This is a genomic window from Herbaspirillum chlorophenolicum (assembly GCF_001189955.1).
In the GTDB taxonomy this organism is placed as follows: domain Bacteria; phylum Pseudomonadota; class Gammaproteobacteria; order Burkholderiales; family Burkholderiaceae_D; genus Herbaspirillum; species Herbaspirillum chlorophenolicum.
In genome coordinates, this window is sequence record NZ_LFLT01000002.1 from 227598 (window position 1) to 243946 (window position 16349).

17 protein-coding genes are annotated in these 16349 nt (G+C 62.6%); 11 read left to right on the plus strand and 6 right to left on the minus strand.

Annotated features, from left to right (window positions below; translation table 11 throughout):
• Nucleotides 1–13 precede the first annotated feature (13 nt).
• The gene (locus AKL28_RS02695) at nucleotides 14–1324 is read left to right on the plus strand and encodes a homoserine dehydrogenase (protein WP_050466505.1); all 1311 of its coding nucleotides are present in this window, start codon (nucleotides 14–16) and stop codon (nucleotides 1322–1324) included.
• A gap of 85 nt (nucleotides 1325–1409) precedes the next feature.
• Here the strand turns inward: AKL28_RS02695 and AKL28_RS02700 are convergent, their stop codons facing one another.
• From AKL28_RS02700 to AKL28_RS02720, 5 genes are all read right to left on the minus strand, one after another.
• On the minus strand, nucleotides 1410–1850 hold the full coding sequence (locus tag AKL28_RS02700; RefSeq protein ID WP_050466506.1) for a surface-adhesin E family protein: 441 nt from the start codon (nucleotides 1848–1850) through the stop codon (nucleotides 1410–1412).
• Between the two features lie 198 nt (nucleotides 1851–2048).
• Nucleotides 2049–2906 (minus strand): hypothetical protein, encoded by an 858-nt coding sequence (locus tag AKL28_RS02705; RefSeq protein WP_050466507.1) that lies wholly within the window; start codon nucleotides 2904–2906, stop codon nucleotides 2049–2051.
• A 21-nt stretch (nucleotides 2907–2927) separates the two neighbouring features.
• Nucleotides 2928–3539, minus strand: a complete 612-nt coding sequence (gene lpoB, locus AKL28_RS02710) for a penicillin-binding protein activator LpoB (RefSeq protein ID WP_050466508.1) — start codon at nucleotides 3537–3539, stop codon at nucleotides 2928–2930.
• Between the two features lie 73 nt (nucleotides 3540–3612).
• Complete coding sequence (locus AKL28_RS02715; protein WP_050466509.1) at nucleotides 3613–4026, minus strand: YcfL family protein; 414 nt, start codon at nucleotides 4024–4026, stop codon at nucleotides 3613–3615.
• 48 nt (nucleotides 4027–4074) lie between these two features.
• Nucleotides 4075–5685: a COG3014 family protein gene (locus tag AKL28_RS02720; RefSeq protein ID WP_050466510.1), complete on the minus strand. Its 1611-nt coding sequence runs from the start codon at nucleotides 5683–5685 to the stop codon at nucleotides 4075–4077.
• A gap of 220 nt (nucleotides 5686–5905) precedes the next feature.
• On the opposite strand from AKL28_RS02720, the gene AKL28_RS02725 reads away from it, so the two are divergent.
• The 10 genes from AKL28_RS02725 to AKL28_RS02765 all read left to right on the plus strand — a co-directional run bounded on the left by AKL28_RS02725 (nucleotide 5906) and on the right by AKL28_RS02765 (nucleotide 15180).
• A complete protein-coding gene (locus tag AKL28_RS02725; protein ID WP_050466511.1) occupies nucleotides 5906–7045 on the plus strand; it encodes a helix-turn-helix transcriptional regulator in 1140 nt (379 codons plus the stop codon).
• Between the two features lie 136 nt (nucleotides 7046–7181).
• Complete coding sequence (gene thrC / locus AKL28_RS02730; RefSeq protein ID WP_050466512.1) at nucleotides 7182–8642, plus strand: threonine synthase; 1461 nt, start codon at nucleotides 7182–7184, stop codon at nucleotides 8640–8642.
• 173 nt (nucleotides 8643–8815) lie between these two features.
• Nucleotides 8816–10087, plus strand: a complete 1272-nt coding sequence (locus tag AKL28_RS02735; protein ID WP_050466513.1) for a molybdopterin molybdotransferase MoeA — start codon at nucleotides 8816–8818, stop codon at nucleotides 10085–10087.
• Nucleotides 10084–10341 carry a molybdopterin converting factor subunit 1 gene (moaD, locus tag AKL28_RS02740; RefSeq protein ID WP_050466514.1) on the plus strand — a complete coding sequence of 86 codons (258 nt, stop codon included), beginning with the start codon at nucleotides 10084–10086 and terminating at the stop codon, nucleotides 10339–10341. The genes AKL28_RS02735 and moaD overlap by 4 nt, the downstream gene beginning before the upstream one ends.
• Nucleotides 10342–10350: 9 nt before the next feature.
• A complete protein-coding gene (locus AKL28_RS02745; RefSeq protein ID WP_050466515.1) occupies nucleotides 10351–10986 on the plus strand; it encodes a class I SAM-dependent methyltransferase in 636 nt (211 codons plus the stop codon).
• A 36-nt stretch (nucleotides 10987–11022) separates the two neighbouring features.
• Nucleotides 11023–11247: a LysE family translocator gene (locus AKL28_RS24995; protein WP_231602314.1), complete on the plus strand. Its 225-nt coding sequence runs from the start codon at nucleotides 11023–11025 to the stop codon at nucleotides 11245–11247.
• 11 nt (nucleotides 11248–11258) lie between these two features.
• Nucleotides 11259–11666 carry a LysE family translocator gene (locus AKL28_RS25000; RefSeq protein ID WP_231602315.1) on the plus strand — a complete coding sequence of 136 codons (408 nt, stop codon included), beginning with the start codon at nucleotides 11259–11261 and terminating at the stop codon, nucleotides 11664–11666.
• A gap of 87 nt (nucleotides 11667–11753) precedes the next feature.
• Nucleotides 11754–13160, plus strand: a complete 1407-nt coding sequence (locus AKL28_RS02755; RefSeq protein WP_174525325.1) for a GntT/GntP/DsdX family permease — start codon at nucleotides 11754–11756, stop codon at nucleotides 13158–13160.
• 172 nt (nucleotides 13161–13332) lie between these two features.
• Nucleotides 13333–13785 carry a molybdenum cofactor biosynthesis protein MoaE gene (locus AKL28_RS02760; RefSeq protein ID WP_050466583.1) on the plus strand — a complete coding sequence of 151 codons (453 nt, stop codon included), beginning with the start codon at nucleotides 13333–13335 and terminating at the stop codon, nucleotides 13783–13785.
• Between the two features lie 48 nt (nucleotides 13786–13833).
• Complete coding sequence (locus AKL28_RS02765; RefSeq protein ID WP_050466516.1) at nucleotides 13834–15180, plus strand: Nramp family divalent metal transporter; 1347 nt, start codon at nucleotides 13834–13836, stop codon at nucleotides 15178–15180.
• 102 nt (nucleotides 15181–15282) lie between these two features.
• On the opposite strand, the gene AKL28_RS02770 is transcribed toward AKL28_RS02765, so the two are convergent.
• The gene (locus AKL28_RS02770) at nucleotides 15283–16269 is read right to left on the minus strand and encodes a biotin/lipoyl-binding protein (protein ID WP_050466517.1); all 987 of its coding nucleotides are present in this window, start codon (nucleotides 16267–16269) and stop codon (nucleotides 15283–15285) included.
• Nucleotides 16270–16349: the final 80 nt, after the last annotated feature.

The window sequence follows — 16349 nt, forward strand, 5'->3', positions numbered from 1 at the left end:
CCACGAAGACAATATGAAATCCATCAAAGTAGGTTTGCTCGGCATCGGCACCGTGGGTTCCGGTACTTTCAATGTTCTCAAGCGCAACCAGGAAGAGATTGCGGGCCGCGCCGGCCGGGGCATTGAAATTACCATGGTGGCCGATCTCAACACCGAGCGCGCCACCGAACTGACCAATGGAGAAGTCAAGGTTGTCAACGACGCCAACCTGGTGGTGAACGCCCCTGACATCGACATCGTCATCGAGCTGATCGGCGGCTACGGCATCGCCAAGGACCTGGTCCTGAAGGCGATTGCCAACGGCAAGCACGTGGTCACCGCCAACAAGGCGCTGATCGCCACGCACGGCAACGAGATCTTCAAGGCGGCGCAAGAAAAGGGCGTGATGGTCGCGTTCGAAGCGGCCGTGGCCGGCGGCATCCCCATCATCAAGGCGCTGCGCGAAGGCCTGACCGCCAACCGCATCCAGTGGATCGCCGGCATCATCAACGGCACCACCAACTTCATTCTGTCCGAGATGCGCGACAAGGGCCTGGACTTCGACGTGGTGCTCAAGGAAGCGCAACGCCTGGGCTACGCCGAAGCCGACCCGACCTTCGATATCGAAGGCGTGGACGCCGCCCACAAGCTGACCATCATGGCTTCGATCGCCTTCGGTATTCCGGTGCAGTTCGGCAAAGCGCACGTGGAAGGCATCACCAAGCTGCAGGCCAGCGACATCACCTACGCCGAGCAACTGGGCTACCGCATCAAGCTGCTGGGCATCACGCGCCAGACCGAGAAGGGCATCGAACTGCGCGTGCACCCGACGCTGATCCCGGCACAGCGCCTGATTGCCAATGTCGAAGGTGCGATGAACGCAGTGGTGGTGCGCGGCGACGCCGTCGGCGAGACCCTGTACTACGGCAAGGGCGCCGGCGCCGAGCCGACCGCTTCGGCGGTCATCGCCGATCTGGTCGACATCACCCGCCTGGCCACTGCCGATCCGGAACACCGCGTGCCTTACCTGGCGTTCCAGCCCGGCGCCATGGCCGATACTCCGGTGCTGCCGATGGCCGAGGTCACCACCAGCTACTACCTGCGCATGCGCGTGGCCGACAAGCCGGGCGTGCTGGCCGACGTTACCCGCATCCTGGCGGACTCGTCGATTTCGATCGATGCCATGCTGCAGAAGGAGCCTGCCGAAGGCGAGCAGCAGACCGACATCATCATGCTGACCCACCAGACCCAGGAAAAGAACATCGAGGCGGCCATCGCCAAGATTGAAGCGCTGGAGACTATCGTCGGCAAGACCACCAAGATCCGTCTGGAAGAGCTGAACTGAACGGCGGGGCAAAATGGCCCGCCAATGAAAAACGGAGCCGTATGGCTCCGTTTTTTTATGCTTGATGCAGGGTGGGGCGGGAGGCTTACTTCTTCTTGATCTCGTAGCCGCACACTGCTTGCATCATGGCATCACCGACCGACATCGGCTTGGGTTTGGTGAACTCCATGCCCTTGAGTGCGTCGGAATGGTCGCGCTTGTCGCCCTTGCCGTCGTTCTCGGCGAAGATGATCTCACGCACCAGCTTCATGGTGCCGGCCTTGCAGTTGTACTGGTGCAAATCCTTGTAGGACTTCAGGCTGGGGAAGCTGGTGTCGCCGGTGTTGGGACGGGCTTCCTTGAAATTCCACATCGACCATGCTTCACGAATGCCGCCGCTTTCAACGATGGAATCGGTATCGACCAGCAGCGTCGACTGGTCCGAATCCCCCAGCGATTGCCAGTTTTCCGCGTGCGCCGGGGCGCCAGCCAGCAAGGCGCCGAATGCACCGGAGATCGCCAGCAAGGTCTTGATCTTTTGTTTCATGCCGTTTCCATCCTTCTTGAGTTAATGCCGTCTTTGATGTGGCTGCCGTGCAGGAGTTTCCGCCGGAGCGGATGCACGAAGTGCCGCAGCATAGCCCGGCGTTGCCGGGCTTTCAAGGGTGGTAACGTTTTATTTCATCTGGCCGGGCGCAATTTGTTTTCTTTTTGGAAATAAATCGCAGCCCGGCATAGAGGTATGTCACTTGAAGACCACGGTGCGCTCTTCCTGCGCCGATGCGCCGGCCGGTCCCGCATTGCGCGATGCGCGGGAAGCGCGTGTGGAGGCGGCCGGGTTGAATTGCGCCTCCATTTCGCTGGCCACGGCATCGCCCAGCGAGCGCGAGACCTCCTGCATTACCTTGCTCTTGTTGAGCGCGATCCGGGTTCCGGCGGAATTGGCCAGGCGCGTGTCAGAACCTTCGCCCATGGCCGAGAAGGCAGCCTTGATTTCATAGGTCTTGGTGTTGATCAGCGAGAACTCGCCCACCAGTTCCAGCGCCAGCGAGAACGACACCGCATTGGATCCCTGGATGGGATTGGTTTCCTGGCGGAAGTCGATATTGTTGATGCTGCCGAACAGCACATAGTCCGCGCCGGGGTAATAGCCTTGCTTGATGCGGGCGATGATGTCGTACAGTTTTTCCGTGTTTTGCTGCGTCCACGGCTTGCCTTGCACCAAACGGTATGAGCCGGACTTGAGCAGTTCCCCCTTGATGTCGGCGGTAAATTTGCGCAGTTCGCCGCGGCTGATGACGGTGATGCTGCCCGAGGCCGCCACGACCGAGCTTTCACCGCGGCTCGACGAGCGCTCGGAGGCTGAGCCCGAGGAGCTGTTGGCCGAATCGCGGAACTGGCCGCTGGAAGATGAGCGGTTGTCGTGCTTCTCGCGCGCTTCGTAGTATTGGAAATACTCCTTCACTTGCTCTTCATACGACAGGTCGGTGACGGCGATCTTGGGCAGGTTCTGGGCCACGGCTGCCGAAGAGGCCAGCACGGAGCAGGCCAGGCAGCCGATCGCGGAAGCAGTGCGCAAGGCGCGCAGGATGGATGGGTGCATGAGAGTTCCCTGAAGCGGTGGTCAGCGGCGCGAGGTCTTGCGGATTTCCTTCTCGTCGGCCCATTCGATGGTGCCGGCCTCGATGTCGGTCATGATCAGGCTGAACTTGTAATAGACATCCTTGACATCGCCGCCGCGCTTGACGATGGAAGTGATGTTGCCTTCGATGCGATATTGCGCGCCTTGCATCTTGCCGACCTTGGCGGTAGCCGATTTCTTGTACAGGCCGCTGTTGTTCTGGCGGGTCAGTTCGTCGGTCTGGTTCTGCATGGCGTCGATATCGGTGGCGAAGCGCATGGTGCCGCTCTTGATCAGTTGAGTGCGGATCGAATCGCTGATGGAGCGCGTATCGATGTATTCGCTGGTCTTGTTCTTGACGTCGGCGAAGGTGACCAGCGGCTTGCTCTTGTAGCCGCTGGCCGATTGCGCCAGCGAGCGCGCCATCGATTCGGCGATGGTTTGCAGGTCGGTCGAGCCGAATTCATTGGTGACTTGCTCCACGGCTTTGGCGTCGCCGTACTGGACGTTGCTGCCGACGGTCGGCGTGCCGGGCGTGGCGCAGCCGAACAGGGTGGCGCACAAGGCGCACAGGGCCGTGTAGCGAAGCTGGTGGGAGTGGAGGATGGCGTACATAGGGTATTTCCTTTGGAATGGCGAATAAGGGTGTTCTGTGGGGCGAGAATGCCGCCCCAGCCGTTTCAGCAGGTCATGGGCTGTTGCCGGAAGCACTGGGCTGGCTCAGCGGACGGTTATCGGTGGCGCTGAACTGGATCTTGAAGTCGCGCGCCTTGGTGGTCGGCGCGACAATCTGCAGCGTCAGTTTTTGCGCGCCGTGCAGCAGCACCGGTTTCCAGGCTTCGTCGTCCCATACCTGGAAACCGGACTCATCCAGCCATTGCACCCGGTAATAGGCGCTTTGCTGGCGGGTGTCGAGATTGGAGAGTTCGGCCTGTATCCGGAGCAGGCCGTTCTGTTCGCGCATGCGCAAACCGGTGAATTGCAGCGAGGCCGGCTCGCCCATGGTTTCGATCTTGGATGCGATGGTCTGGCCTACGGCCGGTGGCGCAGCAACCAGCGCGCAGGATGCTGCCAGCACGATGTTGCGTAAAAAAAATTGCATCTGGATTCTCCGATGTGTCGATGTCGTGATGGCGTTGCCGGATGGCCGTTATTCGTTGGCCGACGCCGAGACCGGCACGATGGCCTTCTTCTTGGCGGCGGCGCTGGCCAGCGCCTTTTCTTTGGCCGCCGCAGCCGCTTTGGCGGCATTGTTCGGCGCGGCTTTCTTGCCGCCCTTGGCGACCTTGGCCGGCGGCGTGTCCGGGGCGGCCAGGGCCAATGCGGCTTTTTGTTCGTCGAAAGGCGTCTGGGCGAGATAGAGCGACGGCCCGGAGGTGCGCATGGTCACCACGGCGTAATTGCCGGAGAGCTTCACTTCCCGTGTCAGTTGTCCGGCGCCGGACAGCAGGCTGATGGTGTGGGCGCCGACCGGCAGCTTGACCCGTGCCACCGAGAAGAAGCCAGGCAGGGTGCGCCAGGTACGTTCATCGGCCACTTCCGTCACTACCGTGCCGACCTTGGCCGCCAGGCTCAGCAGCGAGCCGAAGGCGCCCATCGAACCGGCGTTGTCGTCGATGGCTTTCTGTGCGACGCCACGCGTGATGGCGCGCACCGAGGAGCGCGCGATGATGCCGGGCATTTCGTCGGAAAGCGCCTTGCGCGCCATCTGGTCGACGCTGGTCAGCAGGGCGACCGGTGCGGATTGGCCGTCGATGTTGATGGCAGACGGCACCATCGAGCTGTCCGCGGCGCGGATCACCGGCCAGGAAATCGGCGTGGCGATGATGGACAAACCACTGCGTCCCGGAATCGGCAGCATGATGGGCAGGGTCATGGACGTGATGGCCGGGGCGCTGCCCGACTCGATCACGATCAGCGTATCCACCAGCTTGGGCGAGCGCGCGCGTACGCGGCCGTCCAGTCCCTTGAGCCCGTCTTCCAGCACCGGCTCGCCAGGGCGCATCTCGATTGCCTTGCGGTAGCCTGCCGCAGCCAGCGAAGGCTCGCCCAGGCTTTCATAGACGAAGCCGGCCAGGTAGTTGGCGATCGCGGATTCATAGGAATTCTTCAGCGCCTGCACTTGCGGGTCGGTCAGGGTCTCGACCGGATAGCCGTTGAGTTCCTTGAAGGAGGTCGTCTTCAGCCCCTTGGATTCCGCGCTGCCTTTGGCTTCTTCCAGTTCCTTGCTGCGGAACTCGGCGATGATGGCCTCGCGCTCGTGCATCTTCTTGATCTCGGTACGCGCCGAATCCCAGTCGCCGATGGCCAGATGGTCCAGCGCCAGCCGCAGGTTGATGAACGTCTTTTCGTAATCGCGGCCGTCATAGCGGCGCGTGGTGTCGTTGAGCACGAAGGAGCCGATATCGCCGAACAATTTGGACGGATCGGTCTTGGCCTGGTCTTCCCAGCCGCGCACTTTCTCGTCGGCGGCCAGCCAGCTTTCCTTGCTGCTCTCGTAGGAACCCTTCATGCGCAGCAGCTCGCCCTTCTCCATGAAGTAGAGCAAGTCCTTCTCTTTGTCGGGATTCTGCTGTTCGAGCGCTTGCAGCGCGATGTCGGGATTGCCGCCTTGCATGGCGCCGACAGTGCTGCTGGCCTTGTTGTCGTAGCCCTGGGTGGCGCAACCGGCAATCAGTCCTGCTGCCATGGCCCCCGCACACAGCCGTTTGCCCAAATAGAGGGCGGCAGTTGCCCTCCGGTAGTTTTGCTTGTTTTTCATGATGTGTTTCTCCCCGGAATTACCTGCACCCTCAGCCTTGCATGTCTCCTGACAATTGCTTTTGTGAAAAAGCGAGCCGGTTGAGTGTTGAGCAAGAGAAAATTCTAGAGAAACGCAACAGAAAAAGCCTCATCCGTTTGAATGAGAAAGTGAAATGTTCTATCCTCGGAGCGGGGTAGGCCAATCAAGTCGCCATTGTGAGCGGCACGGGGATAAAACAATGAAAACCGCCAATCAGGAACGGCAGTTCGATCATCTGGTCGGGCTGATTTACGAGTCGGTGCACAATGTCGGGCAACTGGTGCCGGCCATGGAGTTGATGTGCGATGAGCTTGGCGCGATCGCCGGACATTACCTCCACATGGATATGTCGAGCAGGGAAGTGTTCAGCTCAGTCATCAGCGATCCTGCATTCAACGCGGCCGATGCCGAATACCGGACTTATTACAACAGTGTCGACGAGCGTCTGCCGTGGGTCGCCACCGGCGCCGTCGGCGAGTGGCGCGCGGACTACGAGCGCTTCGACGAAGGCTTCGTTCGCCGCAGCGAGATCTATAACGATTTCCTGTTCAAGTACGGCGCACGCCACATGGTCCTCGGCCGCATCGGCGGCGAGGCTTCGGAGAATGAAATACTGTCGTTCCTGCGTCCGGTCGGCGCCGAGCAATACGATGCGGATGATCTCCAGTTCCTGACGCGCATCACCGGGCACATGATCCGCTCCTCCATGCTGCGGCGGCGCCTGCGGGCTCTGGAAAGCCAGCAGCAGGCCGACCAGACCCTGTTGCAATACTTTCCTTACGGTACGGTATGGGTCGATGCTGCCTGCCGCGTGGTGTCGTTCAACAATGTCGCGGCAGACATGCTGGCCGGCGCCGATGGCATTTGCGTGAAAGCGCAGCGGTTGCGCATGGCCGACCCCGGCGCCGATTGCATGCTGGCTACCGCCATCGGGCAGGCCACCGGCGCCGAAGGCCGGCGCGGGCAATGGTTTGCTGCCCGCCGCGAGCGGGACGGGCAGCCGCTGGTCGTGTCGGTCATCCCGGCGCAGCCGGATCGCCAGACCGAACTTGCCAATAGCGGCGGGCCGCTGGCCCTGGTGATCCTGCAGGACATGAGCCGGCAGCATCTGCCGCGCAGCGCCATATTGCGCAAGATGTTCGGTTTGACGCCGGCCGAAGCCCGGTTGGCCGAAGCGCTGCTTGATAACGAGACTATCGAAAGTTACGCGCAAAAAGCCAGTGTCAGCCGCAATACGGTGCGCACCCATATGGCCAGTTTGTTCTCCAAGACAGGCACGCGGCGCCAGGCGGAACTCTTGCGTATCCTGATGATGGCTGAGCCGCCGATCCATATCTGAAACGCATCCAGGCATCTATTCCGGGCTGCCGGCTGCAACAAGCTGGGGCAAAAGTGAGCGCGGCAGTGGCGGGGCGCTATAATGTCGGACTTCTCCGATTCCCCCGCATTCACGCATCCTGCAGCCATTACACGTCATGCAATACGTATCCACTCGCGGTCATTCTGCTACTCCTTCCTTTTCTGAAATCCTGCTGGGCGGCCTGGCGCCGGATGGCGGCTTGTACTTGCCGCGCGAATATCCGCAAGTGAGCAATGCCGAGCTGGACCAGTGGCGCAAACTCTCCTACGCCGACCTGGCGTTTGAAGTGCTGAAGAAATTCGCCACCGACATTCCCGAGGCAGACCTGAAAGCCCTGGCGCACAAGACCTATACCGCCGATACCTACCGCAACACCCACGCCGGTGAAGACGCATCGCAGATCACTCCGCTGCGCACGCTGGAAGACAAGGATGGCAAGAAGCTGGTGCTGCAAGGCTTGTCCAACGGCCCGACCCTGGCCTTCAAGGACATGGCCATGCAATTGCTGGGCAACCTGTTCGAATACGCGCTGGCCAAGAAGGGCGCGGAACTGAATATCGTCGGCGCCACCTCGGGCGACACCGGCAGCGCCGCTGAATATGCGATGCGCGGCAAGCAGGGCATCCGCGTGTTCATGCTGTCGCCGCACAAGAAGATGAGCGCCTTCCAGACCGCGCAGATGTTCAGCCTGCAGGACCCCAACATCTTCAACATCGCCATCGAAGGCGTGTTCGACGATTGCCAGGACATCGTCAAGGCGATTTCCAACGACCTGGAATACAAGGCCGCCAAGAAGATCGGCACCGTCAACTCGATCAACTGGGCGCGCGTCGTGGCGCAGGTGGTGTACTACTTCCGCGGTTACCTGGCGGCGACCACCTCGAATGAACAGAAGGTCTCGTTCACGGTTCCATCCGGCAACTTCGGCAATATCTGCGCCGGCCACATCGCGCGCATGATGGGTCTGCCGATCGACAAGCTGGTGGTGGCCACCAACGAGAACGACGTGCTCGACGAGTTTTTCCGCACCGGCGTCTACCGTGTGCGCAAGTCGGCCGAGACCTACCACACCAGCAGCCCCAGCATGGACATCAGCAAGGCCTCGAACTTCGAGCGCTTCATCTACGACCTGCTGGGCCGCGACAGCGATCGCGTCAAGGCGCTGTTCCACAAGGTCGAGACCGCCGGCGGCTTCGACCTGACCGGCAAGCCCGGCAGCGATGGCAACGAATTCACCAGCGTGATCAAGTACGGTTTTGCATCCGGAAAGTCGACCCATGCCGACCGCCTGGACACCATCCGCTTTGCGGAAGAGCGTTACGGCATCACGGTCGATACCCACACCGCCGACGGCATCAAGGTGGCGCGCGAGAACCTGGCGCAGGGCGTGACCATGATCGTGCTGGAAACCGCCTTGCCGGCCAAGTTCAACGAAACCATCCGCGAAGCGCTGGGCCGCGACGCCGACCGTCCGGCCGGGTTCGAGAACATCGAGGCGCTGCCGCAGCGCTTCGAAGTCATGCCGGCCGACGCCGCCAGCGTCAAGAATTTCGTGGCGCAGCACACCGGCCTGTAAGTCTCATCGGCATAGCGGACGCCGCCCGGGCCGAGCAGGCCTGCGCGGCGTTTTTTCATGCGGGAAATCCCGTACGAGGTGATACCGGCCTGCCGTGTCGATTGCATTAAAATGGCAGGTCGCTATATCCAGGCGAAATCAGCGAAAACCAGTCAACAGGCAACAGGCGAAACATGCAAGCACCGAACCCAACCGACAAGCCGGCGCCATCGGCGCGCCCACCGCTGCAAAGCGTGGAGCAGGCGCTCAACACCTTGCTGGCCGCTGCCGTGCCGGTGCAAGGCAGCCAGACCATCTCCACGCTCGACGCCTGCGGCCGCGTGCTGGCGGAGCCTGTGCAAGCGCACATCAACGTGCCCGGCATGGACAATTCGCAGATGGACGGCTATGCGGTGCGCGCCGCCGATTGCACCTCGGGCCAGGCGCGCCTGCGCGTGTCGCAGCGCATTCCCGCCGGCCATGTCGGCCAGCCATTGGAGGCCGGCACCGCTGCGCGCATCTTTACCGGCGCGATGATGCCCGAAGGCGCGGATGCGGTGGTCATGCAGGAAGCCTGTGAAAGCGAAGGCGAATACGTCATCGTGCGCCACGTCCCGAAGCGGGGCGAATGGGTGCGCTACGTCGGAGAAGATATTCGCCAGGGCAGCACGATCCTTGAAGCCGGCACCCGCTTGCGTCCGCAGGAGCTGGGGTTGGCGGCGTCGGTGGGGCAGGCTGAACTCTCCGTCTGGCGCCGCTTGCGCGTGGCGGTGTTCTTCACCGGCGATGAGTTGGCCATGCCTGGCCAGCCGCTGAAGCCCGGCGCCATCTATAACTCCAACCGTTTCCTGCTGCGCGGTCTGCTGGAAAAACTGGGCTGCGACATCACCGACTACGGCATCGTCCCGGACAACCTGGACGCCACCCGCAAGACACTGCGCGACGCGGCACAACAGCATGACCTGATCATCACCAGCGGCGGCGTGTCGGTGGGCGAGGAAGACCACGTCAAGCCGGCGGTGGAAGCGGAAGGGCGCATCAACATGTGGCAGATCGCCATGAAGCCGGGCAAGCCGCTGGCCTTCGGCGAAGTGAACCGCCAGACGGCGCAAGAGGGGCGCGCCTTCTTCATCGGCCTGCCGGGCAATCCGGTGTCGTCCTTCGTTACCTTCCTGATCTTTGTGCGGCCCTTCCTGCTGCGGCTGCAGGGGCTGCCGCGTGAGGCCGTGCTGCCGCAAGCGGTGTCCATGCGTGCCGACTTCGCCTGGCCGAAGGCCGACAAGCGGCAGGAATTCCTGCGCGTGCGCCGCAACGCCAACGGCGGGCTCGACCTGTTTCCCAGCCAGGGCTCCAACGTGCTGACCTCCACCGCATGGGCCGATGGCGTCATCGACAATCCGCCGGGCAAGACCATTGCTGCGGGCGATATTGTCTCCTTCATTTCTTTCCAGGATTTGCTCTCATGAAAATCGAACTGCGTTTCTTCGCCAGCGTGCGCGAGGCACTCCAGACCACGCAGGAAGTCATCGAGCTGCCGCCCAGCGTCAAGACCATTGGCGACGTGCGCGCTTTCCTGATCGGCCGTGGCGGCATCTGGGCCGAAGTGCTGGGGCCGGAAAAGAATTTGCGCATGGCTTACGACCATGTCATGACTGAGGCCGATACCGAGGTCGTCGATGGCGGCGAAGTGGCGTTCTTCCCGCCGGTGACCGGCGGCTGAGGGGCGGCCGTGAGCGAGCGCAACAACGCCTCGGCCGGCACGCTGGGCCACTATCAGCGAAACGCATCGGGTTTCCGCGAGGGGACTTGGGCGCACGACGTCAGCCAGAACATTGCCGCCTTGCTGGAAGCGTTGGCCGGGCGCGATGGCGCTTCAAGCGTGGCGCGATTTTCGATTCTCGACTTCGGCTGCGGCCCGGGGCGCGACTTGCTGGCACTGTCGCGCCTGGGGCATGAGGCGGTCGGCCTGGACGGCGCCGAAGAGTTCGTGCGCATGGCGCGCGAAGCCTCGGGATGTGAAGTGTGGCATCAGGACTTCTTGCAGCTGGATTTGCCGGTATCGCGCTTTGACGGCATCTTTGCCAATGCCTCCCTGTTCCATGTACCGTCAGCCGATTTGCCGCGCGTGCTGGGGCAACTGCGCGATACGCTCAAGGCGGATGGCATCCTGTTCAGTTCCAATCCGCGCGGCCAGGATGTCGAAGGATGGAGCGGCGAACGCTATGGCGTGTGGCACAGCCTGGAAGGATGGCGCCGCTATCTGCAGGATGCGGGATTTGCCGAATTGAGGCATTATTACCGGCCAGATGGCCTTCCCCGTGAACAGCAGCCCTGGCTGGCCAGCGTGTGGGGCAAAGTCGCCTGAAGTCCGATTTGCCGATACTAAAAATTCCGCTACCTCATGACGCTGCAGACTTTCTTCCTCTACGTTGCTGCCGTATTCGTGCTCACCGTCACGCCTGGCCCTGCGGTGCTGATGTGCATCACCAACGGCATCCATTACGGGACTCGCCGGGCCCTGGCCGGTGCGCTGGGCAGCCTGACCGCAGTGTGCGCGATCATGGCCGTGTCGGCCGCCGGACTGGGGGCGTTCTTGCAACTTCCGAGAAGGTCTTTCTCATCCTGAAGTGGTCCGGTGTGGCCTATCTCGCGTATATTGGCGCGCGGACGTTTTTCTCGCGCGACAGCGGGTTCGACGTCGCCGGTGACGAGCAGCACGCGGCATCGGCCGCACCCAGGCAGCGCAGCGTCCTGTCGCTGTATGTGCAGGGGCTGCTGGTCGGCGGCAGCAATCCGAAGGCCTTGCTGTTTTTCACTGCATTCTTTCCCCAGTTCCTCAATCCGGATGCGCCGCAATTGCCGCAATTCCTGGTGCTGGGGCTGACCTTCATCTGCTTCGAGCTGTTCTGGCTGACCTTCTATGCCCACTTCGCATCGCGTGTGGCGCCGTGGTTGCGTACGCCCGGACGCGCGCGCATGTTCAACCGCCTGGCCGGAGCGACTTTCCTCGGCGCCAGTGCGTTGCTGGCCGGCGTGCGCAGATAGGGGCGCTGCACAATCCGTTTTTTGGGAGGAGACAGGGCATGCGCCAAACATGCCTGACCGAGGGGATGCACTAGACATCGTTCAACGATGCGCATTCATCCACACCTGAAGAAGGAACACATTGTGATATCAACCCAACTGGCCGCCTGGGCGGCACAGGATACCCAGCTCTTGCTGGTGACCTTGCTGGCGCTGGTCGCCATCGTGGTGCTGATCAGTTTTCTCAGCATCGCTCCCTTCCTCTCCATCCTGATCGGCACCTTCGTGGCCGGCATCGGCGCCGGCCTGCCGCTGGAAGAAATCGCCAAGGCATTCAGCAAGGGCGCCGGCAGCATCCTCGGCGAAGCCGGCATCATCATCGCCCTGGGCGCCATGCTGGGCGCGCTGATGGCCGATTCCGGCTCCGCCGACAAGATCGTCACCACCTTGCTGCGCTACGCGCGCGGCCGCGCCATCCCCTGGATGATGGCAGTAGTGGCGCTGGTGATCGGCCTGCCGCTGTTCTTTGAAGTCGGCCTGGTGATGATGGCGCCGATCATCTTCGTCATGGCGCGCCGCTCCGGCTTGCCCATCATGCGCGTGGCCATTCCCGCGCTGGCCGGCATGACCACGCTGCACGCCTTGCTGCCGCCGCACCCGGGCCCGCTGATTGCGGTGAGCGCGTTGCATGCCGATCTTGGCACCACCATGCTGCTGGGTTTCCTGGTGGCGATACCGGCGGTGATCATCGCCGGTCCCTTGTACGGCAATTTCCTGGCGCCGCGCCTGAACGTGGCCGAGCCGGACCAGATCGGCAAGCTGTTCGCCGAGCGCGAGCAGAAATCGCAGCCGGGTTTCGTGCCGGCGCTGGTGACCATCCTGCTGCCGGTGGTGCTGATGCTGGGCCGCACCGTGGCGCGCATCTGGGTCACGCCCAAGACCGAGCTGTATGAGATGCTGAACTTCTTCGGCGAGCCCATCATCGCGCTGACCGTCACGGTCCTGTTTGCCGTGGTGGTGCTGGGCTGGGGCCAGGGCACCAGTCGTTTCGATGTCGGCGCCACTTTGCGTAAGGCCTTGCCGCCGATCGCCGGCCTGCTGTTGACCATCGGTGCAGGCGGCGGCCTGAAGCAGGCGCTGTTGACCGCAGGCATTAGCGACACCATCACCAAGATCGCTGCCGGCACCCATGTGCCGCTGATCCTGCTGGCCTGGATCATCGCCGTGGCGCTGCGCCAAGCGACCGGTTCGGCCACGGTGGCGACCACCGCTACCGCCGGTATCGTGGCGCCGCTGGTGGCGGGCCTCTCGGCCACCCACAACTCGTTGATGGCGCTGGCTATCGGCGCCGGTTCGGTGTTCTTCTGCCACGTCAATGACGCCGGTTTCTGGATGGTCAAGGAATACTTCGGCCTGAACCTGAAACAGACGCTGGCGACCTGGTCGGTGATCCAGACCCTGGTGTCGGTGATCGGGTTGGGGATGACGCTGCTGTTGTGGGGCATACTGGTTTAAACGCCGGCGAGACACCGCCAGCGGCGCTGGGTCCCGACTTTCATCAGGACGACGGAGGAGCGCCAAGTCTTCCTGTCGTCCCGGCGGAAGCCGGGGCCCAGTGCCGTTTACGTCGCTTATGCGTCCGCAGGCGCTGTTAGAATCTATTACTTATCCCATTCTTTCTGCCGCCATGCCTGTACGCGTACAAACCGCCGATTTCGATCTCTCCGCCGAAGTGGCGCAACTGCGCCTGGCCAATCCCAAGGTCGGCGCGGTGGCGGCATTCGTGGGCACGGTACGCGACCTGAATGATGGTGCGGAAGTGTCCGGGATGGAGCTGGAACATTATCCGGAGATGACCGAGCGCGCACTGGAGCAGATCGTGGAGCAAGCCAAGGTGCGCTGGCCGATCTTCGACGCGCTGGTGATCCATCGCGTCGGCCCCATGACGCCGCTGGAACAGATCGTGCTGGTGGCCGTGACTGCACGCCATCGCGGCGAAGCCTTCGCCGCCTGCGAATTCATCATGGATTACCTCAAGACCCAGGCGCCGTTCTGGAAGAAGGAGCAGACGCCGGAGGGCGCCCGCTGGGTCGACGCGCGCGAAAGCGATGACGCCGCATTGGGCAAGTGGGATAACTGACGCCCAATGAAGCCGCCGCACCGATAAGAATCGAGGGGAAGCCAGCTCTTGCCATTTACATTCCGATTGCCGCGCATTCCGGGTTTGCCGACCACTGCGACGGCGCCTTTCTGTCCATCTGAAGTTGCCGGTACGGTGGATGTGCCGGCCACCGCCTCGGTCTGGCAAAAACTCAAGCTCTATGTCGGCCCGGGGCTGCTGGTGTCGATCGGTTACATGGACCCGGGCAACTGGGCTACCTCGATCCAGGCAGGTTCCCAGTTCGGCTACCAACTGCTGTTCGTGGTGATGTTGTCCAGCCTGGCGGCGATCGTGCTGCAATGCCTGTGCGCGCGGCTGGGCATCGCCACCGGCAAGGACCTCGCCGTGCATTCGCGCGAGCACTATCCTCCAATGGTCGGACGCGGCATGTGGGTGTTGGCCGAACTGTCCATCATCGCCTGCGACCTGGCTGAAGTGCTGGGCTGCGCACTGGCGTTCAACCTGCTGCTGGGCGTGTCGCTGCCGGTGGGCGTCATGCTGACAGCGCTGGACACGCTGATCGTGCTGGGCCTGAAGGGGCGGGGTTTCCGCCAGGTGGAGGCGATCATCCTGGCGCTGGTACTCACCATCGCCGTGTGCCTGCTGGCGCAACTGGCCTTCGTCAAGGCCGACTGGCACGCGGTGGTGCTGGGCTTCGTGCCGTCGCTGCAGGCCATTTCCAGCCGCGAACCGCTCTACCTTGCCATCGGCATCATCGGCGCCACCGTGATGCCGCACAACCTTTACCTGCATTCCTCCATCGTGCAGACGCGCACGGTGCGGCGCGATCCTGCTTCGTTGAAGGATGCCGTGCGCTACACCCGCATCGACACCGTCGTCTCGCTGCTGCTGGCCATGGTGATCAATGCCGCGATCCTGGTCCTGGCGGCCTCGGCCTTTCACCAGAGCGGCAACACGCAGGTGACGGAGTTGGATGAGGCGTACCACTTGCTGGACCCGATCACCGGTTCCGCGGCTGCCGCCATCCTGTTCGGCGTCGGTTTGTTCGCGGCCGGGCAGAGTTCAACCTTCACCGGCACTATCGCCGGCCAGGTGATCATGGAAGGTTTCCTGAAGATGAAGATCCCGTGCTGGCAGCGCCGCATCATTACCCGCGGGTTGGCGTTGATTCCGGCGCTGATAGGGGTAGTGACGCTGGGCCCGCACTCGGTGGGCAAGCTGCTGGTGCTGAGCCAGGTGGTGTTGAGTCTGCAACTGCCATTTGCCATGTATCCGCTGATCCGCCTGACCAGCCGGCGCGACCTGATGGGGGCACTGGCCAATCCGTGGTGGGTGGCGTTGACTGCGTGGATATTGTTTGCGGCGATTTCAGCGGCTAATGTCTGGCTGGTGGTGCAGGTGTTTGCCGGCTGAGCGCCAGGTTTCGGCCTCGATGCTTGCGATGCGGGTGGATGAAAAAAGCGGGCGGATGAGAAATCATCCGCCCGCTTTTTTGTTACCCGAGAATCCTGGAACTCAGCTCTTGGATGCCGGCGCAGTCTGCTTTTTCTCCTTGCCGCTACCCGGTTCCAGCACCACGGTACAGGTCAGGCCGGAAGCCAGCAATACATCTTTCGGCACTTCGTCCAGGTGGATGCGCACCGGGATGCGCTGGGCCAGGCGCACCCAGTTGAAGGTCGGGTTGACGTCGGCGATCAGCTCGCGGCTTTGCGGGTTGTCGCGGTCGTAGATGCCGCGCGCGATGCTGTCGACATGGCCGGAGAGGGTGGCGCCGTTGATCAGCTGGATATTGGCCTTGTCGCCCACGGACAGCAGCGGCAGCTTGGTTTCTTCGAAGTAGGCGTAGACCCAGAACGAATGGCTGTCGATCACTGCGATCTTGGCCGCGCCGGCGGTGGCATAGTCGCCGCGGCGCACGTTCAGGTTGGTAATGTAGCCGTCCACCGGCGAGAACACCTTGGTGCGCTCCAGGTTCAGCTTGGCGGTGTCGCGCTGGGCGACGGCGGCCTGGTACTGCGCCTGGGCCGACTGTAGCTGCGCTTGCGCGGCCTGGAACTGGGCCTCGGAGGAGGTGACCTGGGTGCCGGCGTCTTCGCGGGCTTCGCGCGAGACGACCAGCGCATCCATGTCGGCACGGCGGCGGGCCTGGGCGCGGCGCATGCTCAGGTCGGCGCGGCGCACGTCGATGTCGGCGCGGCGCACATCGAGATCGGACTTGCGCGCCGCCACGGCGGCATCGGCCTGCTGCAGCGCCAGTTGGTAGCGCGCTGGATCGATCTCCATCAGCAGGTCGCCTTTCTTGACCAACTGGTTATCGCGTACCGGCAGCTCGACCACCTGGCCGGAGACGTCCGGCGCGATGTTGACCACATCGGCGCGCACGCGCCCGTCGCGGGTCCACGGCGAGACCATGTAATGCTGCCATAGCGTCCAGGCGAGGAAGATGGCCAGCAGGAAAATCAGCAGGGTGATGGCGAGGCGAAAAATCGATTTGACCGACATGATGAACTACTCCTGAATGTTTCTTTATCTTTTCGTATTGCGTGTTTGGTGCTTGTTATAGGTTGGCGCGGCAGGCGTTG

Coding starts and splice junctions, on each gene's coding strand:
- lpoB (WP_050466508.1), bottom strand. CDS start 3,539: ATGTACGCCATCCTCCACTCCCACCAGCTTCGCTACACGGCCCTGTGC.
- AKL28_RS02700 (WP_050466506.1), bottom strand. CDS start 1,850: ATGAAACAAAAGATCAAGACCTTGCTGGCGATCTCCGGTGCATTCGGC.
- AKL28_RS02705 (WP_050466507.1), bottom strand. CDS start 2,906: ATGCACCCATCCATCCTGCGCGCCTTGCGCACTGCTTCCGCGATCGGC.
- AKL28_RS02755 (WP_174525325.1), top strand. CDS start 11,754: ATGCGCATTCATCCACACCTGAAGAAGGAACACATTGTGATATCAACC.
- thrC (WP_050466512.1), top strand. CDS start 7,182: ATGCAATACGTATCCACTCGCGGTCATTCTGCTACTCCTTCCTTTTCT.
- AKL28_RS02770 (WP_050466517.1), bottom strand. CDS start 16,269: ATGTCGGTCAAATCGATTTTTCGCCTCGCCATCACCCTGCTGATTTTC.
- AKL28_RS02695 (WP_050466505.1), top strand. CDS start 14: ATGAAATCCATCAAAGTAGGTTTGCTCGGCATCGGCACCGTGGGTTCC.
- AKL28_RS02725 (WP_050466511.1), top strand. CDS start 5,906: ATGAAAACCGCCAATCAGGAACGGCAGTTCGATCATCTGGTCGGGCTG.
- AKL28_RS24995 (WP_231602314.1), top strand. CDS start 11,023: ATGACGCTGCAGACTTTCTTCCTCTACGTTGCTGCCGTATTCGTGCTC.
- AKL28_RS02735 (WP_050466513.1), top strand. CDS start 8,816: ATGCAAGCACCGAACCCAACCGACAAGCCGGCGCCATCGGCGCGCCCA.
- moaD (WP_050466514.1), top strand. CDS start 10,084: ATGAAAATCGAACTGCGTTTCTTCGCCAGCGTGCGCGAGGCACTCCAG.
- AKL28_RS02720 (WP_050466510.1), bottom strand. CDS start 5,685: ATGAAAAACAAGCAAAACTACCGGAGGGCAACTGCCGCCCTCTATTTG.
- AKL28_RS02715 (WP_050466509.1), bottom strand. CDS start 4,026: ATGCAATTTTTTTTACGCAACATCGTGCTGGCAGCATCCTGCGCGCTG.
- AKL28_RS02760 (WP_050466583.1), top strand. CDS start 13,333: ATGCCTGTACGCGTACAAACCGCCGATTTCGATCTCTCCGCCGAAGTG.